This window comes from Vibrio chagasii (assembly GCF_024347355.1).
Classification (GTDB): domain Bacteria; phylum Pseudomonadota; class Gammaproteobacteria; order Enterobacterales; family Vibrionaceae; genus Vibrio; species Vibrio chagasii.
Genome location: NZ_AP025466.1, coordinates 1,256,558 through 1,281,773 on the forward strand (window position 1 = coordinate 1,256,558; position 25,216 = coordinate 1,281,773).

General features: G+C 44.9%; 27 protein-coding genes. 14 read left to right on the forward strand and 13 right to left on the reverse strand.

From position 1 onward, the window contains the following. Positions 1 to 17: 17 nt before the first annotated feature. Positions 18 to 371, reverse strand: a complete 354-nt coding sequence (locus OCV52_RS21370) for a DUF413 domain-containing protein (RefSeq protein ID WP_128163264.1) — start codon at positions 369 to 371, stop codon at positions 18 to 20. Between the two features lie 154 nt (positions 372 to 525). Here OCV52_RS21370 and OCV52_RS21375 point away from each other — a divergent pair, with 154 nt between their 5' ends. Beyond that, a complete protein-coding gene (locus tag OCV52_RS21375) occupies positions 526 to 1,416 on the forward strand; it encodes a LysR family transcriptional regulator (RefSeq protein WP_137408307.1) in 891 nt (296 codons plus the stop codon). Between the two features lie 83 nt (positions 1,417 to 1,499). Here OCV52_RS21375 and OCV52_RS21380 read toward each other — a convergent pair whose 3' ends face one another. Both OCV52_RS21380 and OCV52_RS21385 read right to left on the reverse strand, forming a co-directional pair. After that, positions 1,500 to 2,876, reverse strand: a complete 1,377-nt coding sequence (locus tag OCV52_RS21380) for an IS4 family transposase (protein WP_261900842.1) — start codon at positions 2,874 to 2,876, stop codon at positions 1,500 to 1,502. A gap of 250 nt (positions 2,877 to 3,126) precedes the next feature. After that, entirely contained in the window at positions 3,127 to 3,330 is a 204-nt protein-coding gene (locus tag OCV52_RS21385) for a hypothetical protein (RefSeq protein ID WP_008216777.1), read from the reverse strand. Positions 3,331 to 3,568: 238 nt separating this feature from the next. Here OCV52_RS21385 and OCV52_RS21390 point away from each other — a divergent pair, with 238 nt between their 5' ends. From OCV52_RS21390 to OCV52_RS21400, 3 genes are all read left to right on the forward strand, one after another. Continuing rightward, the gene (locus OCV52_RS21390; RefSeq protein WP_137408942.1) at positions 3,569 to 4,945 is read left to right on the forward strand and encodes an AlkA N-terminal domain-containing protein; all 1,377 of its coding nucleotides are present in this window, start codon (positions 3,569 to 3,571) and stop codon (positions 4,943 to 4,945) included. Between the two features lie 48 nt (positions 4,946 to 4,993). Further along, positions 4,994 to 5,476, forward strand: coding sequence for a methylated-DNA--[protein]-cysteine S-methyltransferase (locus OCV52_RS21395; RefSeq protein ID WP_102425403.1), 483 nt, complete (start codon positions 4,994 to 4,996; stop codon positions 5,474 to 5,476). A 160-nt stretch (positions 5,477 to 5,636) separates the two neighbouring features. Further along, positions 5,637 to 6,011, forward strand: a complete 375-nt coding sequence (locus tag OCV52_RS21400; protein ID WP_137408943.1) for a hypothetical protein — start codon at positions 5,637 to 5,639, stop codon at positions 6,009 to 6,011. A gap of 11 nt (positions 6,012 to 6,022) precedes the next feature. On the opposite strand, the gene nhaD is transcribed toward OCV52_RS21400, so the two are convergent. Beyond that, positions 6,023 to 7,462 carry a sodium:proton antiporter NhaD gene (gene nhaD / locus OCV52_RS21405; RefSeq protein ID WP_137408944.1) on the reverse strand — a complete coding sequence of 480 codons (1,440 nt, stop codon included), beginning with the start codon at positions 7,460 to 7,462 and terminating at the stop codon, positions 6,023 to 6,025. Positions 7,463 to 7,676: 214 nt separating this feature from the next. Beyond that, complete coding sequence (locus tag OCV52_RS21410; RefSeq protein WP_170259340.1) at positions 7,677 to 7,847, reverse strand: hypothetical protein; 171 nt, start codon at positions 7,845 to 7,847, stop codon at positions 7,677 to 7,679. Between the two features lie 469 nt (positions 7,848 to 8,316). Here OCV52_RS21410 and OCV52_RS21415 point away from each other — a divergent pair, with 469 nt between their 5' ends. The 4 genes from OCV52_RS21415 (at position 8,317) to OCV52_RS21430 (ending at position 11,052) form a co-directional block, all read left to right on the forward strand. Beyond that, entirely contained in the window at positions 8,317 to 9,054 is a 738-nt protein-coding gene (locus OCV52_RS21415) for a nucleoside recognition domain-containing protein (RefSeq protein ID WP_102425097.1), read from the forward strand. A gap of 71 nt (positions 9,055 to 9,125) precedes the next feature. Continuing rightward, positions 9,126 to 9,521 (forward strand): YjiG family protein, encoded by a 396-nt coding sequence (locus OCV52_RS21420; protein ID WP_240700707.1) that lies wholly within the window; start codon positions 9,126 to 9,128, stop codon positions 9,519 to 9,521. A gap of 605 nt (positions 9,522 to 10,126) precedes the next feature. Continuing rightward, entirely contained in the window at positions 10,127 to 10,513 is a 387-nt protein-coding gene (locus tag OCV52_RS21425) for an MAPEG family protein (RefSeq protein ID WP_061032915.1), read from the forward strand. 8 nt (positions 10,514 to 10,521) lie between these two features. Continuing rightward, positions 10,522 to 11,052, forward strand: coding sequence for a DNA mismatch repair protein (locus OCV52_RS21430; RefSeq protein WP_137408946.1), 531 nt, complete (start codon positions 10,522 to 10,524; stop codon positions 11,050 to 11,052). A gap of 34 nt (positions 11,053 to 11,086) precedes the next feature. On the opposite strand, the gene OCV52_RS21435 is transcribed toward OCV52_RS21430, so the two are convergent. Together OCV52_RS21435 and OCV52_RS21440 are read right to left on the reverse strand one after the other, a co-directional pair. Further along, on the reverse strand, positions 11,087 to 11,713 hold the full coding sequence (locus tag OCV52_RS21435; RefSeq protein ID WP_137408947.1) for an START domain-containing protein: 627 nt from the start codon (positions 11,711 to 11,713) through the stop codon (positions 11,087 to 11,089). Between the two features lie 163 nt (positions 11,714 to 11,876). Further along, positions 11,877 to 12,353, reverse strand: a complete 477-nt coding sequence (locus OCV52_RS21440; protein WP_137408948.1) for a YHS domain-containing (seleno)protein — start codon at positions 12,351 to 12,353, stop codon at positions 11,877 to 11,879. A gap of 110 nt (positions 12,354 to 12,463) precedes the next feature. Here OCV52_RS21440 and OCV52_RS21445 point away from each other — a divergent pair, with 110 nt between their 5' ends. Next, a complete protein-coding gene (locus OCV52_RS21445; RefSeq protein WP_137408949.1) occupies positions 12,464 to 13,288 on the forward strand; it encodes an AraC family transcriptional regulator in 825 nt (274 codons plus the stop codon). 229 nt (positions 13,289 to 13,517) lie between these two features. Beyond that, positions 13,518 to 14,396 carry a 6-pyruvoyl trahydropterin synthase family protein gene (locus tag OCV52_RS21450; RefSeq protein WP_137408950.1) on the forward strand — a complete coding sequence of 293 codons (879 nt, stop codon included), beginning with the start codon at positions 13,518 to 13,520 and terminating at the stop codon, positions 14,394 to 14,396. A gap of 122 nt (positions 14,397 to 14,518) precedes the next feature. Here OCV52_RS21450 and OCV52_RS21455 read toward each other — a convergent pair whose 3' ends face one another. Together OCV52_RS21455 and OCV52_RS21460 are read right to left on the reverse strand one after the other, a co-directional pair. Further along, on the reverse strand, positions 14,519 to 15,559 hold the full coding sequence (locus tag OCV52_RS21455) for an acyltransferase (RefSeq protein ID WP_137408951.1): 1,041 nt from the start codon (positions 15,557 to 15,559) through the stop codon (positions 14,519 to 14,521). A 122-nt stretch (positions 15,560 to 15,681) separates the two neighbouring features. Further along, positions 15,682 to 16,638 carry an AEC family transporter gene (locus OCV52_RS21460; RefSeq protein ID WP_137408952.1) on the reverse strand — a complete coding sequence of 319 codons (957 nt, stop codon included), beginning with the start codon at positions 16,636 to 16,638 and terminating at the stop codon, positions 15,682 to 15,684. 163 nt (positions 16,639 to 16,801) lie between these two features. On the opposite strand from OCV52_RS21460, the gene OCV52_RS21465 reads away from it, so the two are divergent. Next, positions 16,802 to 17,395 (forward strand): TetR/AcrR family transcriptional regulator, encoded by a 594-nt coding sequence (locus OCV52_RS21465; protein WP_137408953.1) that lies wholly within the window; start codon positions 16,802 to 16,804, stop codon positions 17,393 to 17,395. Between the two features lie 144 nt (positions 17,396 to 17,539). Continuing rightward, complete coding sequence (locus OCV52_RS21470; RefSeq protein WP_137408954.1) at positions 17,540 to 18,388, forward strand: alpha/beta hydrolase; 849 nt, start codon at positions 17,540 to 17,542, stop codon at positions 18,386 to 18,388. A 90-nt stretch (positions 18,389 to 18,478) separates the two neighbouring features. Here the strand turns inward: OCV52_RS21470 and OCV52_RS21475 are convergent, their stop codons facing one another. Together OCV52_RS21475 and OCV52_RS21480 are read right to left on the reverse strand one after the other, a co-directional pair. Then, a complete protein-coding gene (locus OCV52_RS21475; protein WP_137408955.1) occupies positions 18,479 to 21,019 on the reverse strand; it encodes a glycosyl hydrolase family 18 protein in 2,541 nt (846 codons plus the stop codon). A 382-nt stretch (positions 21,020 to 21,401) separates the two neighbouring features. Beyond that, positions 21,402 to 21,866: a DUF2850 domain-containing protein gene (locus OCV52_RS21480; protein ID WP_137408956.1), complete on the reverse strand. Its 465-nt coding sequence runs from the start codon at positions 21,864 to 21,866 to the stop codon at positions 21,402 to 21,404. Between the two features lie 308 nt (positions 21,867 to 22,174). Here OCV52_RS21480 and ppnP point away from each other — a divergent pair, with 308 nt between their 5' ends. Beyond that, positions 22,175 to 22,456, forward strand: coding sequence for a pyrimidine/purine nucleoside phosphorylase (ppnP, locus tag OCV52_RS21485; RefSeq protein ID WP_102424116.1), 282 nt, complete (start codon positions 22,175 to 22,177; stop codon positions 22,454 to 22,456). 167 nt (positions 22,457 to 22,623) lie between these two features. On the opposite strand, the gene OCV52_RS21490 is transcribed toward ppnP, so the two are convergent. Then, positions 22,624 to 23,487, reverse strand: a complete 864-nt coding sequence (locus tag OCV52_RS21490) for a pirin family protein (protein WP_137408957.1) — start codon at positions 23,485 to 23,487, stop codon at positions 22,624 to 22,626. Between the two features lie 157 nt (positions 23,488 to 23,644). Between OCV52_RS21490 and OCV52_RS21495 the strand changes: the two genes are divergently transcribed. Further along, positions 23,645 to 23,926 (forward strand): hypothetical protein, encoded by a 282-nt coding sequence (locus OCV52_RS21495; protein WP_008216740.1) that lies wholly within the window; start codon positions 23,645 to 23,647, stop codon positions 23,924 to 23,926. Between the two features lie 2 nt (positions 23,927 to 23,928). Here OCV52_RS21495 and OCV52_RS21500 read toward each other — a convergent pair whose 3' ends face one another. After that, entirely contained in the window at positions 23,929 to 25,113 is a 1,185-nt protein-coding gene (locus OCV52_RS21500; RefSeq protein ID WP_137408959.1) for a GGDEF domain-containing protein, read from the reverse strand. Positions 25,114 to 25,216 lie beyond the last annotated feature (103 nt).

Consider the following 25,216-nt stretch of genomic DNA (forward strand, 5'->3'; position numbering starts at 1 on the left):
CACTTTGAGCGACTTTACTAATCTTCTAACACTAACTCGCTGTCGTATTCTTCCCTAGGCACTTCGCCGCGTTTGCAGCCATTTAGGGTATGAAAGCGACGGCGTCCGCGAGCCAGTTGAATGTACTTCAACCAAACACGCTCTAACTTGGACTTTGCCTTATGAGGGTGAGACAACACTTTAAGGAAGTGCTTTTCTTCTGCATTGGTTGGTGTAAGTTCACCAGTCTCAAGTGCAAGCATAGTGTCGCCAAACAAGGTTAGGATTTCCTCTTCTGAAAGAGTAAAATCCCCTGACTTAGCGAACCCTCGTGGGAATTTAATGGTGTCATAAAAACGTTTTTTTCCGTGACGGAATTCGGTCTCAGACATATCAGCCTCAGTAATGTGGTTAGATAGAAATTAGTGTTTATTGCTCACGCGAAAATATTGTTAAAAGGCTAAAATAGGAAACAAAACGTTTTTGCCTTTACGATAAACAATCCTAGATCCGCTAGTTAGCAGATTTATTACAGAGATGTATTTGATGGATGTGAAAGTATTTAGAACCTTTCTTGAGGTTGCAAGGGTGCGCCACTTTGGGCGTGCTGCTGAAAACTTGTATTTAACACAAGCGGCGGTGAGTGCGCGGATCAAACAGCTAGAAGGCTATTTTGATACTCAGTTGTTCATCCGTGATCGTAATAACATCAAGCTTACCTCTTCAGGTGAGCGTTTGATTGGTTACGCTGAGGTGATGGTTTCTACTTTGCAACAGGCTAAGTTTGAGCTGTCACTAGAGAGTGGAAAAGCCTTGCAGCTAACGCTGGGTGGCACACCGAATATTTGGGATGCGTATTTACAAAACTGTCTGAGTGTTGTGACGGATTCTTTTGGTGGTTACGGCTTTATGGCAGAGGTGATGGGGCGTGAGCAACTGAACCGTAACTTGCTTGAGCGCACGTTAGATATGGCCTTTGCGTTTGACCAAATCAAAGCTGAAGAGCTGAACTGTAAAAAAGTGGCGGATCTCGTGTTGGTTTTGGTTTCGACACAACCTGATGATCTAGAATCCGTGTTCCAGCATAAGTATGTTTATGTTGATTGGGGAACTCGTTTTAGTTCTGAGCACGCAGAGCGTCATCCAAAAGTACCCGCACCGTACTTACGCACCTCAACGGCTCGTATTGCACTCGATTTCATTTTAGAGAAAGGGGGCAGTGCCTACTTGCCAGTGTCTCTTGTTGAACCTTTTATCGAGTCAGGACAGCTGCACAAGGTGAAAGGCGTTGAAGATTGGTATCGCCCGATTTACCTAAGCTACCGTAAAAACAGTACCTCGGTAGAGGCGATCATTCAGGTTGAGAAGTTGGTTAACGAGATTGACCCATCGACGGCATACACACTGCAACAAGCAGCTGAGCAAGCGCCAGAATAAAGTTACGATCTGCCACCAACTTATAGTGTTGATGAGATAAAAAATGGCTCCCAGTTGGGGCTGTCTCTTGATCACAAGTCTGGTTAATCAAGAGACTTGGCGAGTTCATACCCTTCAAGGATGGTTTGTAACCTAAGCCATCCTTGCCATAACGTCTTTATAGAAGCGCGACCTGTTCGCTTGGTATTCTTCCAACCACCTAACCGAGCAATACCGTTGTAAGCCCATGATATATTAGGCGCTTCTTTCGGTAGTTTTTTGCTCTCCAACTTGAGCCACATTAACTTCCACGCTTTGCCTTTTAATATCTGCTCACAACTGCTCTTAGATAACTCGTCTGATTCATTCATAAACCTCAACTGGAGTAACCGAGTCGCGATAAAAGCCAAAACGACGCTGAGCCTTTCTAAGTTATCCTTACTTTGCATTCTCAGTTGCTCAACTTCAGTCCCTTCACTTTTCCAGACTTTATGAAAATCTTCTATCAGCCAGCGCCGCTCATAATAACTGACGATTTTGAGTGCCTCTTCCTTGCTCGTTATCGGCTCTGAAGTCAGTAAGTGCCATGCGAGCTTATTACCACTCTCTCCTTGTTCTATACATCCCACGTAGTAAAGCGGAATGTTATCGAACTCTTTCTTGTTAGCAGGAGACTTGAGTGTCACGGGGGCATATTTGATATCTAAATGAGCCTTGCGAGCTTTACGACCGCCTTTTTGCGGTATTTCGAGCACTTTCTCTCCGGCTGATAACAGGGTAGAAGCATAGCTATAAAGACGATTATCGTGCTCTTCAATACAGCGGCTTTGCATTGAGCGAACGAGGAACCTTTGTTGTTGCTCTCGCTTGTAAGTGAGGTATTCAAATAGGTCGGCTTCTCTATCGCACACAGAAATGACATCCGAAATTTTATCGCCAAGTCGCTCAGCGACATGGCGAGAGGCTTGTTCCCACTTATAACTTTCTTTCTCTTTGTATGGTCGAGTCGCATGCTGGTGCCTTTGACCTCGCTTTTCTATATCACGAGTCCAGCGCTGTTGTTCAATTAAACCAATAACAGATTGAGTGTCGGGAGCAAAAAGTAAGGTTGAGTGTACAAACATGGCGCGATGTCGATTGCCTTGATTAGAGTGCCCGAGTTCATCTCGAATGCTGCGATGGGAGTAACTGAGAGAAGTGGTGTCTTCTAAGGCAAGAAGTGTTTGTTGCTCTAATGCTTCTTGTGCGGTGACATAAAAACCCGCTTCTGCGATATCTTCTGCTTTGATTTGCTCATTACGGATGAAGCGATAAGCCCCTTCCATTTCAGCAGGGGATATAATGAGTTTCGAGACGGGTACGCCAGGCTGCTCGGCCAGTGAGGCTGCGAGAGCAACGAGTCTTTGAGTGCGTCTAGGGTCATTAAGGTGGGCTTGACCGAACTGTTTTTGTGCCCAAAGGGTTGGCTCTATATAGGTCATGATAATCATCCTTGTCATTGCTTAGATGATCAGATCATGATACCTAAAAATAGTTCAAAAAAAATCCCCAAGCGTGGCTTAGGGATTTGTGTATAAGAGACAGCCCAGTTGGGGAGCCATTTTTTTGTTTAAACCAGATATATTCATATTGCCCAATTTAGAAAAAGCTCTAAGTCGGAAAACTGTTTAAGCCTGGTACGCGTAACCCTATTTCTATCGCGTGAGAACACGTAGAGATTTATCAGGACACTTATAGGTTCATTAGGTTTTCAATAGACTCTTCAAGAGAGTGTGACATGTACGAATGGATGGTGTGTCCGTCCGTTGCGTCTATCTCAATTTTAGTAATCCCATGATCCGCTTTTTCTTCAAGAAAGCCGAGTGATTGCTCGACTGATTGACTGGTGAGAACCTGTTGGTTTGATAAAACAATACGACACGTGTGAAGAACCATAGCCTTTTCCTTTTTATATTCGATAGGTCTCTGCATCTTTGGCGTGCTAAGTACCTATCGTTTGACGTTGTGAGAAGATTGACTTCTCTTGATTAAATTTAGTCGAATTGGATAAAAATAAAACCCTTTTTTGTGATTTATCTAACCTTCAGTTCCGAAAGTGGCTAGCGACAGTGGTTATTCACGGTAAACTTTTTGTTATCGGAGCCAAAATTATGGCCAAAGGGAAGAATAGAGTATGTCGAAAAAAATCCATCACAACAGTACGTTAACTAATGAGCAGTGCCACTTAGCTCGCTATGCGCGAGACGCGCGTTTTGATGGTATGTTCTTCACTGCGGTAAAAACGACGGGGATTTTCTGTCGCCCTATCTGCCCTGCAACACCACCGAAAGAAGAGAATGTCGAATATTTCTCTCATCAGGCTCAGGCATTAAAAGCAGGCTACCGACCTTGCTTACGCTGTCGACCAGACAGTGCGCCTTTCTCACCAGCATGGAAAGGGGTTGAAACCACTTTTCTTAGAGCGATGCAGCTGATCGATAACGGCGCATTGAGTTCAGGCTCAATCACCGATCTTGCAGCACGTTTAGGGATATCCGATCGGTATTTGCGAACCCTATTCGATACTTACATTGGCGTGTCGCCCAAGCAATATAGCCTGTACAGCCAGTTGATGTTTGCCAAGCAGTTACTGCATACCAGCAGTATGAGCATCACAGATGTCGGCTTTGCGAGTGGGTTTAATAGTACGCGTCGTTTCAATGATGCCTTTCAAAAGGAGCTGAAGCTTTCACCCAGTCAGATTCGACGAGCCAAACCTGATGACAGTCTGAGTAATCACGTCCAACTGACTTTTCATGGTCCATTAGATTGGAGTCATTTGCTGGACTTTTATCGACGAAGAATGATTGAGGGAATAGAAGAGGTCGGCGAGGACTATTACCAACGTACGGTGAAGGTGAATGGCTCGAAGGGCTGGTTCAAGGCGACCTTAGTCAAAGATAATAGCTTGGATATTGAGTTTGAGTTGGATGATATCAATCAGCTGCGAAGTTTTATTGCCCATATTCGACGTATGTTCGACCTTGATGTCGACATCGCTAAAGTTGAAGCCTTTTTTGCGACGATAGATCCTAACTTAGTCGCCAGAAGTGGCATTCGTATCCCAGGGGTGTGGAGTGCTTGGGAGGCCGGAGTTAGGGCGATCCTCGGTCAGCAAGTTTCGGTCACTGCGGCGATTGGTCAGCTGAACCTGTTGGTTAGAGAGCTTTCTGGTGCAGACGAGGAAACTTACTTTCCGACTCCAAAGCAAATAGCTGAGGCGGATGTAACTTTCTTAAGAATGCCGGGAAGCCGAAAGGAAACCCTAAAACGTTTTGCCGAATACATGGTCGACAACCAAGCCGAGCACCCTACCAAATGGATTGACCTAAAAGGCATTGGCCCTTGGACCATACAATACGCATTACTTCGTGGCTTGAGTGAGCCGAATCATTTGCTAGTGGGTGATTTAGTGGTGAAGAAGTTTATCGAGCACCGACCGGCTATCAATATAGAGAGTGTTTCACCGTGGGGCAGTTACGCTACGTTCCACTGTTGGAATCAGTCTTAATAGAAAGAGTAACTTGCGAACGTCCGCAATACAAAGTTAGGAGCAATCATGGCGAACCGTTTTACATATTATGACAGCCCGTTAGGCACTGTGACTCTGCAGGCGAATGAGCAAGGCTTACTCGGAGTTTGGTTTGAAACACACACAACGAAACCGGAAGACTTAGGTACACAAGAAGATAGCTTTCCGATTTTCCAATCGGTTAAAGACCAGCTCGATCGTTATTTTGCAGGAGAAGCTGTTCAGTTTGATGTACCGATCGCTGCCAAAGGCACTCCGTTTCAGCAATCGGTTTGGCACGCACTGACTACTATTCCTTACGGAGAAACGTGGAGCTATGCTCAGTTAGCCGACGCGATCGGTAATCCCAAAGCGGTGCGAGCTGTGGGGTTAGCCAATGGCAAGAACCCGGTATCAGTGATTATTCCGTGTCATCGAGTTATTGGTAAAAATGGCAAGTTGACGGGTTACGCGGGTGGAGTAGAGCGTAAACAGCGCTTGTTGGCGATTGAGGGAATTGGCCAAGAATAGATCGCTTGGTTATTGGTTATTGGGTTAAGTGATGCCTCGCAATGTTGAACTTAGCCTAGGGACCTTAAAAGTGTGACTTTGCAATAAAATCGTCACTTTCTGGAAAATACATATTTGGTTGCATATTCTTTAATCATGTTCTCTAGGCAAGGATGCCCAAATGAATAGTCAAATCCCTTTCTTACTCAGTTGCAGTAGTACGCTGTTACTGACAGGTTGTTTAAGCGATACCAGTCACCCTTTTGAAGTTCCACAGTTAGTTCTATTTAAAGGTATGTATGAAAGTACTGATAACGACAGCTATTTGCTTTTTGAGTCGGGGCAAGTTACTTATCAGGTAACGGATAACACAGTGACGCGTAGCTACAGCGTTGAAGACGATTTGATAACCATTGAGCTGAATTCAGGAAGCAGCCGAACGGATTCTAATTTGGTGATGAGAATTCAACGTCAAGGAGAGGTGTTCACTTGCAACCAATGCCCGGCGATGCAATTGAGCAACGTCTGGACACGAGTCGAAACCCCGCAGCAATAAGGCTCATCTAACTAGAATAACCCACCATTAAGCCATAAGTGAGCCGCGATGCTGACGGCGTAGCCAACCATGATGACTGGCATCCACTTTAGGTGTCCAAAGAAGGTGTATTTACCATGCGCCGCGCCCATTAAGGCCACACCAGCAGCACTACCAATCGATAACAAGCTCCCCCCAACTCCAGCGGTTAAGGTAATCAGTAACCAGTTCCCCATCGACATTTGTGGCTCCATCGATAGCACAGCAAACATCACTGGAATGTTATCGACAATCGCAGATAAGATGCCCACCATAATGTTGGCAAAAATTGGGTCCCACTGGCTGTACATCAAAATCGAAGCCAGCTCTAAATATCCGAGCAAGCTCAAACCGCCCACACACATTACCACACCGTAGAAGAACAATAATGTATCCCACTCTGCGTGAGACACTCTTCGAAATACATCAAACGGCACCACAGACCCGAGTCGTTTTAATGCACCTTCGTCATTATTGGCAATGGCCACTGCTTTTTTCTTCGCCAGCGAATTGGGCAGAGTTTTACGTAAGAAGTATCCGAAGAACTGTAGGTAAGCGAGCCCCATCATCATCCCCATCACTGGAGGGAAGTGCAGTACAGCGTGGAAAGCAACTGCGGTCGCGATAGTCATGATAAATAAGAACACGATTCGTCTTGCGCCACGCTTGAGTTCAACGTGTTGATGTACCGTGTCGGGCTGGGTGGTGGGTACAAAGTAAGACATGATTACCGCAGGGACTACATAGTTCATTACGGAAGGGATAAATAACGGGAGGAATTCGCTGAAGCTAACATAGCCAGCCTGCCACACCATTAGGGTTGTGATGTCACCAAATGGACTGAATGCGCCGCCAGCGTTGGCGGCAATAACGATATTTACACAAGCAAGGTTAACGAACTTAGGATTCGAACCCGCTACTTTAAGCACCACGGCGCACATCAGCAGAGCGGTGGTGAGGTTGTCGGCAATCGGAGAAATAAAAAACGCTAGAATGCCGGTCAACCAAAACAGCGAACGAAAATTAAAGCCTTTACCGACCATCCAGGCTTGCAGCGCATCAAACAGTCTTCGTTCTTCCATAGCGCTGATGTAGGTCATGGCGACGAGTAGGAAGAGTAGCAGCTCGGCATATTCCAATAAGTTGTGTTCGAGTGCTTGTTTCGCGACCTCAGTCAGATTGTGTTCTTGGTATGTGAAACCGATGATGATCCAAATCAGACCAGCAGCTAGCAGAACGGGTTTAGATTTTCGGAGTTTTAGATACTCTTCCATCATCACCACGATGTAGGCGACAACGAAAATGGTCAGTGATAAGTAGCCAGCAAATGAGCTAGTGAGCTTGAGTGGTTCTCCCAACTGAGAAGTGGCGGCACTTGCTACCGTAGAAAAAAACAGCAAAGAGAGGACAACAGAAAGCTGGATACCTAGCATGGATTACGCTCCAAAGTTAATAAGTTATTAACACGCGTAAAAGCGTAGACCTAAATAACCACATGGAGTGTGATAGATATCTTAATAATTCAACCGATTACAGGGGATGCAAGAGACTGTGATGCAAACGAAATATGGTCTTACATGTGGAAGCGGATAAAGAAAAAGCCCTACCGGATTTAGGGCCGATAGAGCTTATTCTGTGTCGCCAATATTATGCAGCATTGCGATCAAACGTCATTGTTTGTTCTGCAGCACATATCTCAACAGGCCAGCCATAGGATTGATACTCCATCGCAAGTTGGTCCGCAACTGCGCGAGATACCGTGGCTGTGATCCACGTGCCTTTGCCCATTACCTGATATTTGAGTGTTCTCATTTCCATCTTTATCACCATTTTCCTTCTATATTGGCTGCGCGAAGTCTATAGCACCTCTTAAGTCTGGAATTTCGAATTAAGCTCAAATCCTTTATAAAGTGGCTCATCGATTGAGGGCGGATTGAAACCTAATCAACCACAATGAAGCAGTTAACTTTTCCAAGGAAGGTTGCATGTTAAGTGCTTGATTTTGTTTTACTTTAAATCTATCAGGAAAAGTAATGTAGGAGATCTCTTACGTAAATATCAGAAATTGGATTGGGCAGGTGGTTATCGGTTTAGCGCTGATTTTTGTATCGTATCTGTGTATTTTCGGTTGCGTTGTTGCAGCAAATTCTATTTAGTTTTGTATGTTGCTGATGAACTTACATTCAAAGTCATACGCTATTTGATTTTGGTCAGTAACCTGTTGCTCATTAGTTTGCACTATCTATGCGTGTTCTGTTCCACATAAACCAGATGTATAGAGGTCCTTATGACTAATCCAGCGAAAACCGATCGTAAAGTCACGATCGGTAGTTACATCGCACTCGCCTTCGCGGTTGTGTTTTTTTCCGGCTTAATGCAGTCCAATGAATGGTATGGCGTATTCGATTTTACGACGCTTAACGGTTCATTCGGTAAAGTGGCTTACGATGTGAGTGAATCCGCCGATGGTATCCAAGCGGCAACCACCTCTTTGCGTGGTAAAGGCGGTAGTGGTGCTCGTGACGGTTTCATTTTTGCTTTGACACTTATTCCGACCGTGATGTTTGCTTTGGGTATGATCAACGTACTTGAGCACTACGGTGCGCTAGATGCGGCTCGTAAACTGCTTACTCCACTACTTCGTCCTCTTATGGGTATTCCTGGTAACTCAGGCTTGGCACTGATCGCTTCTTTACAAAGTACCGATGCAGGTGCCGCGATGACACGTCAGCTTAAAGATGAAGGGCATCTAACCAAGCGCGAAACTGATGTCTTTACCATGTTCCAATTCACAGCAGGTGCGGCGATCGTTAACTTCTTCTCGTCTGGCGCTGTGCTATTTACTCTAACCGCAATGGACGGTTCTCTCGCGGTAACATCATCTATTGGTCTTGCTGTGGCGGTGATGTTCATCTTTAAGTTTGTCGGTGCCAACCTGTTCCGTATCTACCTCAATATTACTGAAGGCAAAGAAGACAAACCAAAATCAGACAAAGAACAAAAACTGGAAGAGGAAGTAGCATAATGAGCGAAGTGAAAGCAAAGAAACCAATGGTGACTGATATTTTCGTTGAAGGTGCTAAGAAAGGCTAGGTTATTGCGACCACCTCGACAGTGCCAAACGTTCTGATGGCGTTTGTAATCATCAAAGCATTGCAGATTACGGGTGCGTTGGATCTGATGGGCAGTGTGTTTGCTCCAATCATGGCGGTGTTTGGTTTGCCGGGTGAAGCCGCTGCAGTATTGATCGGTGCGTGGATGTCGATGGGCGGTGCAGTGGGTGTGGTCATCACGCTGTTTGACCAAGGTATCTTGAATGGCAATCATATTGCGATCTTAGCGCCAGCTATTTACTTGATGGGCTCACAGGTTCAGTACATGGGCCGTATCATGGGACCAATTGGTACTGAAGGCCGTTACATTCCAGTGATGATCGCTATTTCAGTGTTGAATGCGTTTGGTGCGATGTTCCTAATGAACATTATTCTGTAGCCTAGCTTTTGAAGTTTCTTGGGCGTTAGAAAAAGGAAACCCCGTTTGGCTTTCACCAAACGGGGTATATTCTTTTTGTAGCCATCCTGCTACTGCGCGTTACTTATCTTTCAATAGGTAACTGGTGCTCCTTGCATCGTTCCTTGACGTGGCTAAATCCTTTAACCTATCCAATCCATCGCCTTCCTAGCGGTGTCCTTGCAAACTCATCATCCTGACAAGTGACTCTATCCTAGAGCAATAACTTCCTTGCTGATAACTCATCCTAAGTCATCAAATCTTCTTCCTGAAGATACCTAACCCATTAGGCTTTTTCCTGTTCCTGCCAACTCCCTGTCGACACATATATTAAACACTCTGGAGGCTTCTCCGACAATCTACTTCAAGCAAATAATCTGAAGGCAAAGCTAAGAAAAACTGTGCGGACTCATACAAAACAAGGGCTTGGGTTTGTAATCTAGGACTTTTCTGCGAAGCTTGATTGTAATCTCTTACGTTTGTTGTGAGAGATCTCTTACACGAGTACGGGCGTGAATGCTCTTTGTTTGCTGAATACAGATACGTTGAGGTAGTCCGCCGAATAAACTAACCAGTAGGAAATGATAATGGTTACAGCGTTATATGCTTCGTTGCTCACTTTGGTCATGTTATGGCTTTCTATTGAAGTGATTAAGCAAAGAAGAAAGAATCAAGTGGCACACGCAGATGGTGGTGTTGAATCGTTACAAGTGGCTCGTTCCGCTCAAAGTAATGCTATGGACTATATTCCGATTACCGTGATACTGATGGCGTTGCTCGAGTTCAACGGCGCCAATGTATGGCTGATCCACGTTATTGGTGTTGCTTTTGTTGCTGGTCGTATTATTCATGGGAAAAGCATCCTTGCTCGTAGTCTGAAGGGAAGAAAGCAAGGCATGTATTTGACCTTTGCCAGCATGGTGTCTTTAGTTGTTCTAAACTTGATTTATCTTCCTTTTGATAAGCTTATATAAGGACACGCATGGCGTTACGCCTCCCTCCACCATGGATGATTGTATTAACAGGGTTAGTGCTGAATATTCTGGCTATTGTTGTGTCGAGCCTAGTGCTCGACAAAATGGTGGTTGAACAAGCTCAGTATCGAGAGCGTCAACAGGGCAATGTATACTCGATTCAGTTGGCTTGGAATACGATTGAAACCTTAGAACGTAAGCGTGAATCTATGTTGTTGCACATGGATATCAGTACCTCTTCAAATTCGGCGGTGACACCGGAATTAGAAGAAGCAATGCGTGGTCAGCTTGGTGCGTGGGTCAGTGGCAAAGTCCCAGAGATTACCGTCGAAAACCTTTCTCAGATCATGATGTTGATAAACCAAGCTCAGCAATCACAACGTACACGTATCGATGACTTCTACCTTGATAATCTAACCTTATCTGAACGCCTCCAAGCTCTTGAAGAGCAGATGACCCTCTATAAAAATATTGCGCTCTTTCTTCAGATCTTTGGCTTAGCATTGATCCTTGCGCGTGACCTGGCGAGACGAAATTAACCGTCGCATGCCTTAAGCCAGACCTGATGTCGAGTTATTGGCCCAGGTTAGGGTGCTGTTGCCCTTGGTACTTTGGAAGCTGGTCTTTAAGCTTTTTGAAGGTACTGAATGCATTGTTAGCTGATAAGCGATTCATTAACCAGTCAGGCAAAATACCACCCGCATTCGCATATGCCGTATAGGTGATGTGGGTCAGGCCATTGGTTAGAGGCTGCAAAACCCATAGCGCATCGACCTCGTTGATTCGAATATACCCCGACTCTTTAGCCAAGTAATTAGATGCATCTTTAATGGTTAGGGTGAATTGACCGTCTTCTACTTCATATTTCGAATACGTCACCATATCTCGGTCTCGAGCAGGCCAAGGGGCTTTGAACTGGGTGTAGACGATATTCTCATTGTTAGATATTTGCATTAACACTTCACTGTGCGACACATTGTCGATCCAATTCTGTACGTTATCGCTGTCTTCCAACAATAAGAGAAAGCCTGAATAACTGGTTTCGACCTGCATTTGCGCTCGAACTTCAACAAGACCATTTCCATGGTTACGTTTATGAATGGTGATGCCGTTTTCGCTTTTGACGAACTGCCACGGAGTCGCGTAAGAAAGCGCTGAAAATAGACAGAGTCCAACTACCATAATCCTAGGTAATGTCATTATTCTTCCATGAAATGAAAAGCTTATCTGCCATGAGTATAGAATAAAAATAGGTTGGGTTCGCGTCGTAAGATGCTGCGTATTGAATATGGTTATTTGATATTGGGAAAAACGGAAGGCAGAGGGTCTTCCGTTTATAGAAGGGAGGATAGTGGCAATTTATCTAGAGCTTATAGGCCTCAACCGTTTTTATAGTGGTCCAATTGTTGTCGGCATCTTGAATGAACTCTTGTGTGTTCTCCAACCAACGCTTTTGTACTGACTTGTCTAAGTTCAGATATAACTTTCCATCTTCTATTTTCCAAGCTTGTGGATCGGTTTCAAACTTCTTACCCATTGCCACACCAAAGGCGCAGTACCCACCATATTGAGGCGCATAGGCTTGTGGATCGGCGCGGAATTGGTCTCGGTTTTCACTGCTCACAAACTGATAAATGGCATTTTTGTACGTTGCGGTGAATTCTGACGTGCCTTTCACTGGCCCTTTACTGTCGAAATAAGCAACCGGGTCGTAGCCTTTAATCGCGAGGTCGTTACTATCAACGCTCATATCAAGGTCAGCAGCCATTATTGAAAAGCTCGCGCCTAGTAACGCGGCTGTAAGAGTGATTTTTTGACTGGTCGATTTTAAATGTGACATATCAAGTTCCTTGTCAGTGTTAGTTAACTTGTATGAAATAAATTAGCCGACTGGTCCGGTCTATAGAGGGACAAAAGAACTAAAAAGTAAGCGAATCGTTCGGAGGATGCATGGATCTGCTGTCACAGTTGATGGAACACTTCTCGATACGCACCGGTGTTTTCTATTCTGGGAACTTGTGTGGGGTATCGTCATTCAACGCGCAACAGGGTAAAGAAGGGCACCTTCATGTATTGAGTGCCGGTGAGTTGACTCTATCGAGCTCTAGTATGGAACACAGGAAGCTCTCTCAGCCTTGTATCATCTACTTACCCAATAGCACACCACACGCGATTGAAGGGGTTGGAGACGGTGCAGAAGTTGTGTGTGCGAGTGTGGAATACCGTTCAGGGCAAATGAATCCTCTATTGTCTGCTCTTCCTGACGTGATCGTGATTCCGTTTGAAGACGCACCTAACCTTATGCCGGTGATTGAGGTGCTGTTTCGAGAATCGAACCAAGAGTTATCAGACCAGCAATACTTAATGGATAAGTTGAGTGACGCGCTAATGGCTTTGATTTTCCGCCATCTCATTGAACAACAGCAAATCGATCAAGGCGTATTTTCTGCGCTTGCTCACCCACGACTTGCTCCGGTAGTGACCGCCATTCACCTAATGCCAGCTCGACACTTTTCGATAGAGAAAATGGCTTCATTGGCGGCGATGTCTCGAACTCAGTTCATCGAAGCATTTAAGCGCGAGGTGGGCGAAACTCCGGGTGATTATGTCCAAAAGTGGCGTGTGTCTGTGGCTCAATCGTTGCTGTTGCAAAACAAGCCCATCAACTGGGTCGCGGATGAAGTGGGGTACAACAGTTATTCTGGATTTTCGCGAGCTTTCCAGCATGTCGCGGGAATGTCGCCGCGTTTATGGCTAAAGCAAAATGTAACGTGAAGCGCTTGCAACCCTACCTGCAATATGGCTATTAGCATGAGACTGGCCTATGTTTTAGCGGAAATTGAGCGTAGTTTGTTCATTTCTCGAATGACGGTGTAAAAAGGTGGACTTTATAAGCTTGTTGTAACATCCTGCCCGTCCTATTTTATCAGACATCAATGAGACGAAGTGCCTGCTGAACATTATTCAGCCTCCCGTATCTCATTAAAGCACTAAGGAGTTCCACTTGAACCTATTTGTAAGAGACCTTACCGTTATCGATTCTTCATACATCTGTGAACACAGAGGGGTCGTAGGAGATAGTTGGATTTTAGATGTCACCATGTCTGGTGAACTGAATGAAATGAGCATGGTTTTAGACTTTAGCAGAGTCAAAAAACAGATCAAAAACCTTGTTGATCAGCATGTCGATCACCGTTTACTGCTACCAATGAAAAATGCAGCGATCGTGCATCAAGCAAGTAAACCGGGCTACGCAAAAGTCGATGTATTGCGTGGTGATAAGAGTCTTCACTTGCACTGCCCTGATGAAGCTTACTGTCTGGTTGATGCAGAGGCGATCACAATCGAGAGCGTGACCGCACACGTTTATGACATTCTTCGCGATAACCTTCCAAGCAACGTCACAGGGTTAGAGATCACCCTTCGCCACGAGAACATTAATGGTGCGTTCTACCACTATACCCATGGTTTGAAAAAGCATGATGGTAACTGTCAGCGTATCGCGCATGGCCACCGTTCTCCGGTTGAAATTGTGGTTGACGGTCAGCGTGATGAACAACGTGAGCTAGAGTTTGCTAAGCGTTGGGAAGACATCTATCTAGGTTCTAAAGAAGACCAAGTTTCTGTTTCATCATTAAACCTAAGCGAGCATGCCAAGAGTGTGAATGACGAAAGCCACTATGGTTTTAGTTACATGGCCCCACAAGGTGAGTTTGAGTTAGCGATTGCTAAGAGTGAAACAGAGATCTTGCCAACGGATACCACGGTGGAATTACTGGCAGGCTATATTGCAGATCAAGTTGCTCCAAGTTTGGTAGAAAACCAATCACTACAAATTGTGGCTTATGAAGGTGTAGGTAAAGGCGCGATGGCGTTCCGATAACACCTCACGGTGACGCAAGTTCACTTTCTATCAGAACAAAAAAGGCAAGATACTAAGTTATCTTGCCTTTCTTTTTTGTGGCTAGTTAAACCGAGAAGGTTATTAGCGCGATTTTTTTGGTGCTAACGAAGCAGTACGTGTCGCAGTGGGCTTTTCTCAATCGCAACGACTAACCCAAAGCTGAGTAATACGGTGCCAAAGAATACGGTTAGGTCTTTTGCTAGCTCCGTAATGCCCAATACACCGCAGACATTGAACAGCAAGATGATGATTAATAGGTGACTAACGTAGATACCCAACATGCGATTTGAGATAGCACGAACCCATCCATAATTGCCCACGTTTGGATTGGCTAGAAGCCACATAAACGTGCCCATTCCCCATAGCGCAGTACCAAACAAGAAATCATGGATGTTGAATGCGATGTCGAATTTAGACAGCCATGCTGCTTCAGCAAAATGAATGCCCATGCCTAACAATATTAATCCTAGCGCCTTAGCCGACGACACTTTCCATTGATACTGACGAATAAGAAAACCCAAGGTGACCATCAATGTGCTGAAGAACGGGCCGTTACGGGTAAAGAAAGGTGCTTCCAGTCCAGTCAGGCTTGTATAACTTCCCGCTAAAACACCGTAGATGTAGAGTCCAGCTGCGAGAGGCAATAAAAGCTTATCGAGCTTCATCTCAACCATCAAAGCGATGATCAAAACTGCGAAGACTAAAGCTGGGATAAACCATAAATGCACTAAACCACCCTCTAAGAAAGAGTTGAGCGGTGTGCTCATCAGAAAGCCCCAGTAGCCTTGGCGTTCGCCCAGATAACCGAGCTCTTCAACCCTAGCGAGGTTGAATGGCATCACTAAGCAAATGATGCTCCATGCCAACCAAACTTTAAGCAGTGGTTTCGAGTAATTGATGACGGTCTCCCAAGGAGATGAGACGAGCTTAGGTTGAATCAGATAACCTGAAATTAGAAAGAACAGAGGTACTGCAAAGCGCGCGGCTTGATTAAGAATGTAACCAATCCATGGCACGTCATTGATTTGCCAATAAGTAAGGGCCATTTGGCCATGTAAGCCAATGATCGCCAAGATAGCAATCACTCGACCCAACTCGATACTGGCGATGCGTTGTGAAGGCGTATTTTGAACGGAAGACATATCAGATCTCTAAGAAAATTTTCGTAGAATCTAGCAGCCTTTCTGTTGAGCCAGTTAGCGCTAAATCAAGGGTTGCGACCTTTATATGAAGGCACGTATAGATTCTTTGAAGCCTGTCGCAGCTATAGTAAACCCATTGCAGTAAGTGCAAAGATGCCAAGCGTACAAGTGATAAGCGAGCCCATTGTTGTGAGTGCGATAATATTGGCAGCGAGCGTTGCATTCCCACCCATTGCACGTGCCATGACGTAACTCGCGGCTGCGGTTGGCGCTGCACTCATCAGGAAAATAAGACCAAGATCGAGCCCTTCAAAGCCCAAGACCAGTGCTGCTAAAGTAATAAGCAAGGGTGAAACAATGAGTCGGTAACTTGAGGAAAACCAAGTCGCGAGTTTCTCTTGTTTGAGAGAGCTGATATCCAATGAACCACCTGTACAAAGTAAAGCCAAAGGCAATGTCATTTTTGCCAAGTATTGCCCAGCGTCAGTGACCATCTTAGGGATTGGAATAGACAATGCGTAACAGAAAACACCGAGGAAAATGGCGATAATCAGAGGGTTCTTGGTTATTGATTTGGCGATTGCTTGAATGGCTTTATCGCCGGTGTCTGTGCCTTTAGGAGTTAGGGTAATCACCGCTTGAATGTTGTAGAGCACTGTAATAGATGCAACATAGATAGCAGCCAGTGCCACGCCTTGGTTGCCGTAGATATTGGCGACATACGCTAAACCTATGATGCCAGTATTCGCCCGAAACCCACCTTGGATGATAACGCCTTGGTCCTTCGACTCTTTAAACAATAACTTGGTGGATAGAGTAGCAATTAAGAAAAAGGCGAAATTAGCGGCTAAAGCAAATAGTACTAAGGTACTGCTTGCAGAGAAGTCATGTTCGGACTGAACAATACTCAAGAACAGCATTGCAGGTAAGGTGATTTGAAAAACAATTTTAGAGGCGACATCAATGAAGTTGTCATTGATTAAGCCAATTCGCTTGAGCATCACACCAAGAAACAACATCAAACAAATAGGGCCTGTTACTGACGCCGAAAACGCAAACTGTTCCCAAAGTGTGTTCATTATTTTTCCTTAAACTTAGCCAACTTCAATATCCTTTGAATACTGTCGCATTTTTCCACAATTCTTTGAGAAGAGAAATTGAATCCCAATAGATAAGTAAAAATCTTTGAAAAAAAGAACGAACGTGCTAAAAATAACGTATCAGATTTATCCTTGGTGAATAATGAGTAAAGGAAAGATAACCAAAGAGTATATTTTGAGTCATGCATTCGCACTTGCGAGTGAAAACGGGCTTGAGAGTTTGACGATTGGCGAATTAGCCAAACAGTGTGGCATGTCTAAGAGTGGCCTGTTTGCGCACTTCAACTCTAAGGAGAACCTGCAGCTCTCTGTACTCGAATATTCCAACGCTATATTCACCGAGCGAGTCATCATTCCAGCAAGAGAGCTTGGTGATGCTGACATTGAAGCGAAGTTAAAACAGTTGCTCGATAACTGGCTGGGTTGGAACCATTCGTTTCAAGGTAGCTGCATGTTTATTGATGCGTGGAAAGATGCTGGTAGTGAAACGTCTGTGATTCAGAAAGCGCTGCAGAAAACCATTTCGGTCTGGATTGACTACTTGACGATTCAGGTAGCAAAAGCGGTTGAGAGTCAGCAGTTTAGACCCGACTTAGATCCAAAACAGGCAACTTTTGAGCTATATGGTCTCTATCTGAGCGCGAACTTGTTTTACTCGTTACGAGGCCAACAAGCGAGCCACACGCATTTTTGGAGCGGTGTAGAGCGCTTAATCGCTAGCTGGAAAGCGGCTTAACTCGCGTCTAACAATTTTAAGAGAAGTGGCGGCAAGCACGTGTACACAGCTTTGCCCCATTTTTTATACTAACAAATAGCACGGTCGTTCGTTTTTCTGGCCGAGCTCGATCCGCCAATGAAGATGGCGATACAAGGAATAGTCATGAGTGACAAAATCTACTTTAATACATCGAACAAATTCAGCGTCAAGCGCAGCCTGATTGGTGCAACAACCAACCTGCACTACATCTTAGCGCCGAGCCATGCAAAGAAAACAGCGCGTAAGTTATTGCTCACGCCAATGCGTACCGAGCAGAAAAATGCTGATCCACAAGGGTTGATCAAGAGCGAAATTAAAGGCCGCGATGGCGTTCTTAAAACTTACTCTCTAGGTACTGGGCCAGTTTGGGTATTAACTCATGGTTGGTCAGGGACTGCGAGTCAGCTCTTTCCTTTGATGGAACACATCGCAGCTAAAGGTTTTACCGCTCTGGCTTACGATCACCCGGCGCATGGCGGCAGCGATGGCGTGCATGGTCATATTCCGGCGTTTGTGAACGGCCTTGAGGCGATTCTTGACTCGGTGGGTGAAGTGGCAGGCTTAGTTGGTCACAGCATGGGTACCGCTTCTGCGTTGGAATGTAAGCACGTTAAATTGGAAAACAAACCATTGTTGCTGATTGCACCTGTATTGGATTACCTCGATAACCTGTTCGGCAGCGTTGCTCGTTCAGGGTACTCAATGAAGTTGTTTGAGGCGGTAGTGGGAGAAGTAGAAGAACAGTTTAATTACCCAATCCAGTCTGTCGATCCCTATGGCAAGCTCGCGCTGCGTCAGTCTCAGACAATCATTGTGCATGATGAGCAAGACAAGTTTACCAAGTTTGATGTGTCACAGCGTGCAGCGAATGAAATGGATCGCGTTACCTTGATTGCTACTCAAGGGCAGGGCCATGGTCGAGTGATGAAGTGCCCTCAGGTATTTGAGAGTTTTGATACCTTGATTAGCTAGGTTCAGAAAAAACAACAAAAAGGCCAACCAGACATTTCTAGTTGGCCTTTGCTTTTAGGTGTTTAGTGAGTATTTAGCTAAAACCTATTTTTAGTTAGCACAGTTTGCTGGGCCAACTTCTTTCCATACACCCCATTCACCTGAGTTAACTGGGTCATCACCTTTGGTCCACCATTTCGCTTCCCAAACCTTACCAGCTTGAGTCACTTGGTCGCCGCCAGTGTAGACTGCACTTGAATCCCAAGCGTTAGTACATGTACCGCCGTCTGTGGTTTTCTTAAGTACTTTCACTGATGCAGCTGCGACTGATGAATCTGTACCGTCACTCACGGTCACAGAGAAGTTCAGAATAGTGTCTTGCGTGTATTCTGCTGCAACAAAGCTTACTGAAGCGCCTTGTACTGTTGCATCGATACCTGCAGGTACGTCCCATGTGAAGGTTAGTGTGTCTTGATCGACATCGCTAGACGCAGATGCATCCACGACCACAACGTCACCCGCATTGACTTCAGCCGGAGCCGTAACCACTGCAACTGGTGCTGTGTTAACTGGACCTGTATCTTTTGGATTGACCGTTACAACAACCGTGTCCGTTGACGTTGCGCCTTCGTTGTCCGTTACCGTTAGGCTGAAGGTCAGTGTTTCTTGCTGAACGACTTCAACAACATCGAAGCTTGCAACCACGGCATTCGCGTTAGCCAGTGTTACTGCTATACCGCCCACTTGAGACCAAGCGTAACTAGCAATTGTGCCATCACTGTCTTTTGAAGCGCTGCCATCTAGAGAAACAGAAGCAGGGCCTTCAACAGATTGGTCTGCACCTGCTGATGCGGTTGGTTTCTTGTTCACAGGTTCTGTAGTGCCACCTGCTAAACCCTCGTGCATTGCATTCAGGATATCGCCGTTATCCGCATCAATTTCCCAAGAGAACAGACCCGCAAGACCAAGGCTACGCACGTACGCACCTTTTGCTTTAACCGAGCGGTCGTCATCAAACGTGATCAACTGACCTGAAGTACGGTTCCAAACGTATGGCGCTTCTGCCATTTCGTCGTAGCCATATTCGAAGCCATTAATGCCTTGGTTGTTGGCGCCAAGCATGTTCGCTTTAATGCCTTTGTAGTCGATAACGCCATCTTCCCATACACCTTGTGCAGTGCTGCCTTTCAGTTTGCCATTACCGACACCTGTCATAGGGTCGCTTGGGTCAGAGAGTGTTGATGGTAGTACGCCTTCCCAACCACGACCGTACATTGCTGTACCTACGACAAGCTTGTTAGCTGGAACACCTTGCTGAAGCAATAATTGGATACCGTTGTCAGTGGTGTAAGCAGGGCCTGTGTATGGTTTGCCATTTTCATCAATGCCAGAGCCATCACACTGACCAGGACGCATGAAGTTACCGCAATTTAATGCTGTCTGGTGACCTAACACGTTGTTCCAACCGCCATAGAAGTCGTAAGTCATCGCAAAGATGTAGTCCATGTACTGGATCGCATCACCGTAATCCACATCCTCAATTTTGTCGTGACCAACACCGATCGCTGATGTGAGTTCGTAAGTACGACCATTTTCTGCTTCTAACTCATCAAGCATTGCGCGCAGTTCTGCCATCAGTGCGATATAAGCAGGGCCATCATTTACTGGGTCACCAAGTTCTGGCGCAGCACCGCCGCCGCCTGGGAATTCCCAATCGATATCTACGCCGTCATAGAATTTCCATGTATTTAGGAACTTCTTGACCGATGCTACGAAGGTGTCACGGTTGGCTTTGGTGGTGAAATCGAAGAATGGGTCTGACAGGGTCCAACCGCCAATTGAAGGGATGATTTTCAGATCAGGATTACGCTGCTTGAGCGCCATCATCATTGCATAGTTGCCCTTGATTGGTGAGCTGTATTCGTGACCTGCTTGAGGGAAACTTTTCTGGAAAGCTGCCCATGGGTCATGAATTACCACTTCGTAATCGTTGACGCCCTGACATGCCGTCATGAGTGCGTTGTAGCTGTTACCGCCAACCGATTTCACTGATTCGTTAGGACCACAAATTGGGATGAAGCCATAAAGGATATGGGTCAAGTTATCAGCGGGTAGGTTGTCGACGGTGTAATCACGGCCATAGATACCCCATTCAACAAAGTAAGTACCCACTACTGTGTTTGGGTCTGTATTGTATGACTTGTTGTTTGGATCAATGTTCATTGCTAGTGGTGCTAAGTGTGCACCATCCGTATCGGCGATAGTGATCTTAGCGGGTGCACTCTTGCTACAACCCGTTTCGTCACACGCTTCGATCTCCATATCAAACAAGCCACCCTGACCGTATTCGAATGAAGCTGTAGTTTGGCTGCCAGTGATTGGACCGGTCGCAACTTTAACGCCATCAAAGTAGATGTTGTACGTGTTTCCTGACGTTCCGCTCCACTGGTTAAACTTAACGTCGACCTTTGCTTTGTCTTGATACTTAACCATCTGGTTGTAGCCAGAAGTGGTTTCCATCGCGAGTTCAATTTTAGAAAACTGTAGGTTGTTGGAACCGTACATGTCGATGCTAGGTGCTGTTGGAGCAGCTAATGCTGTACCAGATAGCGCTAGAGCAATGCTCGCAGCACAGGTATTAAAACGAATCATACTATTTCTCTCATTCCTTGAAGGTTACGAGAACCAAATGGCCTCATAAGTTGCTCCGATCACTTTTGAAGGAGCTTCCCAGTCAGTATTCGAGAGAGTTTTAATTTCATAACTGAAAATAAATCTGTTTTCGATGGACAACTAAAAAATTGTATCTTGTTACAAATTTGTTGCTTAGTGAGTGAGAGGTCGAGTCCATGTTTTATAAAATGAAATGTCACCTAGCATGAAAATCTCATATGTGAAATTGTACGACATGAAGATATGTAAAAATGCGACTAGCTGCATGAAAATATCGTGACGTTGAAGCAAGATCTCGAATTAGTGGCGAGTAGATGGGAAGCTTAAAGAGTGTTGACGGAGTAATTGGGGCTACTGAAGGCTATCTTTTGAATTGCTCGGCCAATGAGGCGCGTCTTTGTTGCATGACACTGTGACTTTCAGCGGTAGCAGTATGTTCAAAACCTTCTTTGATAAATTGCTGGGCGGGTGTGCTTGGCTCCAGTCGCTTTAGGCGAGGTGAGTCGTAGGTGCCACTGATGGTGTAAACCCTTGGACCTGAACCTGTATTTATCGTGACGATTTTACCGTCAAACTCAAACGAGGTGGTGATAAGGCGATGATTGATCATTACCCCTTTTTCAGAAAGGGTCAGGATGTCGGTATTGTATGGCGGAGCACCAATCTCAATCCAATTACCGTGAACGTTACTTGGGCTGACAGACTTTTGGTGGGCTTGATAAGCAAAATAACCAGCGGTGACGGCAATCATAAAACCAGCTAATAGAAAGCCGTAGAGTAGTGAGTTGGCAAATAGATCTCTGCTTTTAGTGGGCTTTTTTGCCATTATCTCTTCATTTTTTTGCTTGTACCGTCTTTGAGTCTATAAATTAAAATCTTTGTTTGCAAAGATCGTTAGAAGAGTTAGAAGCAAGATCCAATGTTACGATAAATAGACTTGCTTTGATGTTTCTTTGAGTATTACCACCAATATTTATGTCATCAATGCAAGTTGCTGTCAGTAAATCTTAAGTTATGCGTATTTATTTCTTGTAGGAAAGTCGCGAATTGGTTAAAACAATTATCACCTAAGTCTACAGGTAGGCTTATTCGTTGAGCCCAATAACTGCAATTTTAAGATAACAAGGAAGTACAATGATTAAAGAAAACACATACTTTGAAGGTGGCGTTAAATCGTTAGCGTTTAATCAATCTGGCGCTGATGTGAGTGTTGGTGTGATGGCGGCTGGCGAATATACCTTCGGTACGGCGGCTCCAGAAAAGATGACGGTTGTAAAAGGCGCACTAACGGTAAAACGTGTTGGTGATGAAGACTGGACTACATACCAATCTGGTGAGTCTTTTGACGTTGCAGGCGATTCATCTTTTGACCTACAAGTAAAAGAAGCAACGGCTTACCTATGTGAGTACCTTTAGGGTGAAGTGAGTTAGCTTCTTTCCAATAAGAAAAAACCACGCTCTAAGAGCGTGGTTAAATAAGTGATAATAACCGGCAGTGGATAGTGTCACTTGTTTTACAGTCATCAAATCGACGACCAAATTCGTTGTTATCTTCTCAATCCCTCGAAAGTCCAAACCACACACTAATAAGTTTCAAACACGCCGCTGTTATAGTCTTGAATGGTTTGTTCAATCTCTTCCATAGAGTTCATGACAAATGGACCATAATGTACAACCGGTTCATCGATTGGCTCTCCGATAAAGATAAGTGCACCGGAATCCTCTTGGCTTTCTAAAGGCAGTACTTCAGCGCTTGTTAGGAACGCCAGTTGACCTTGGCTTATGATCTTGTCACCAATTTTAAGGCTGCCCTTGTACACATAAATCATGGCATTGTGACTAGCGTTAGTGCTTAGCGAGATTTGTTGCCCAATGCTCGCTCGCCAATCTGAAACACTCAGTGGCACGCCCGTTTGTTGTAGTGGTCCTTGTATTTTTAAAGTGTCAGCTGCAGGATTCAGTAATTCAAATCCTCCGGCAATAACTCTTAGTAAACCACTCTGCTCACTTTGGTGTTCAGTAATAGTCTCGCTTTGGAAGTCATGGTATTGCGCTGGCTTCATTTTGTCTTTGGCAGGTTGATTGATCCAAATCTGAAAACCATGAAGTGCACCTTCCTCCATCATCGGCATTTCACTGTGAATAACGCCACGACCTGCAGCCATCCATTGAGCCCCACCACTACGAAGCTCTCCAACATTGCCCATGTGGTCCTTATGTTGAAAGTGACCTTGCAGCATATAGGTGAGTGTCTCTATCCCACGGTGAGGATGGGGAGGGAAGCCGCCAACATAGTCTTTGCTCTCATCTGATTTGAGCTCATCAATCATCAAAAATGGAGAGAAGCGTTTGTTATTAAAACCAGCAACTCTTTGGATTTTAACCCCATGGCCATCGGACGTGGCGTGGGCTGAGATTACATGTTCTACGGTTCTTACATTCGACATATTGAAACCCTCATAAGCTTGAATAGGGTTAGTGTATGGAATTTAATTTATAAAGAAGATGGTGCTGCGTTGAGTGACTTATTCGAAAATTTTGAACAGGTAACAATATGAAATTAAGTCTATACTCAATATAGGGTAGACCGCCAAGGAGGCCGCTATGGCAGTACAACAAAAACATGGCGAAAGGCACGGTCGAATGGGCTTTGAAAATGACTTTACGACAGAGCAAGGTCAACGTTTTACTGAGGTTGCGAATAACGCGGTGAAACGTCGTATCAAAAAGCGCGAAGTTGAAGCGCCTTTCGTGCATTCAGCAAAGGAATCCGCGCTTAAAACCGTCACCAGATCTAAATGGGAAAACCGAAGCCGAGTTCGACAAGTGGTTTGGATTATTGTTATTGGCCTTGTCAGCTTATGGGCCATGTATATGGCTGGCTAACGCTAGCGAGTTTTTAGTAACGTTACATTGTTCCCTTCTACTTTAGTTTGTATATCCTCTTCACGTTCAGTGGAGTCGGCTTCTGAATGGATGCTGTCCATCGGACACTCTTCTATTAGGGTAGAAACAGGGTTGTCGTGATAATAAGCGTATCGGTTCTTGCCTGAATGCTTGGCAACATACATGGCTTTATCCGCACATCTCGTTAACTCATGTAAGTCTTGTGCGTCTTGTGGATACAAAGACACACCAACACTGAGCGTTAGTTCTTTTATTCTTTCATTTGTTTGGCAGCCGCTTTCGAATAAACCACAGATTCGGTCTAGAATTCCGTCGAGGTCTTTTCGGGTCGGGATATCGTAGAGCATTAATACAAACTCATCGCCTGCAAAACGCGCAATCGAATAGTCGTATTCGTGACTTTTTCGATCTCGAGTTCGAATATTGTTGCTCAAGCGATTCGCAAAGTGCTGCAGCACACTGTCGCCAACATCGTGTCCATAGCTGTCATTGATGCCTTTAAAATCATCGATATCTAAAAAAACCAATGCAGTAAGTGATCGCTCACTATCAACGGTTGTGAGTTTTTCAATAGCCCAACGTTCAAAGCTCCATCGATTTGCTAGCCCTGTGAGTTGGTCTCGGTAAGCTAAGTCTTCGATCCCTTCTTTATACAAGCGCTGTATATAACTTACTGCTTTGGTGTAGTAGTAAGCCGAGGTATGGCACACCAAGCTCATGGTAAACAAGCTAAGAATAAAGCGATGTGTGCTGTTAAAAGGTAGAGAAAAATTGCTAGGTAATGCAGTGATCAGCGTACTTATGAATAGACAAAAAGAGGTGCTTAGGATGACACCAATTCTGAAGTCGTTGATGAAAATAACGGCTGCCAAAATTGGATAGAGCCAAAGTATGCGGTCGGGAATGGCATAGCTGTATAAAAATAGGATGACGCCTTGCACAAGCAGTACACAGCTGAGAATTAACTCTGAGTACTCAGGGTTGTAGACTTTTCTTACATATATCGCGTTGGCGATAGCGATAAAAGCGAAGCACAGTTCAAACATGGACAGCGTGTAGTGTTGCCCCTGAAAGTAAGCCCATGTGTAAAAGATAAAGAGCGCGGCAGCAGTCAGTGAAAAGGAGTAGACGATTTTTTGTTTTCGTGTAGAGCGGATATCCGCCATCTCTTCAAGGTGCCTTCCTACAAGCCTGCTCATGTGATTTGTGCCACTAATTTTGATAATGGTATTAATACTAGATTAAATAGTGGGCTACGCAGAGCCTTAG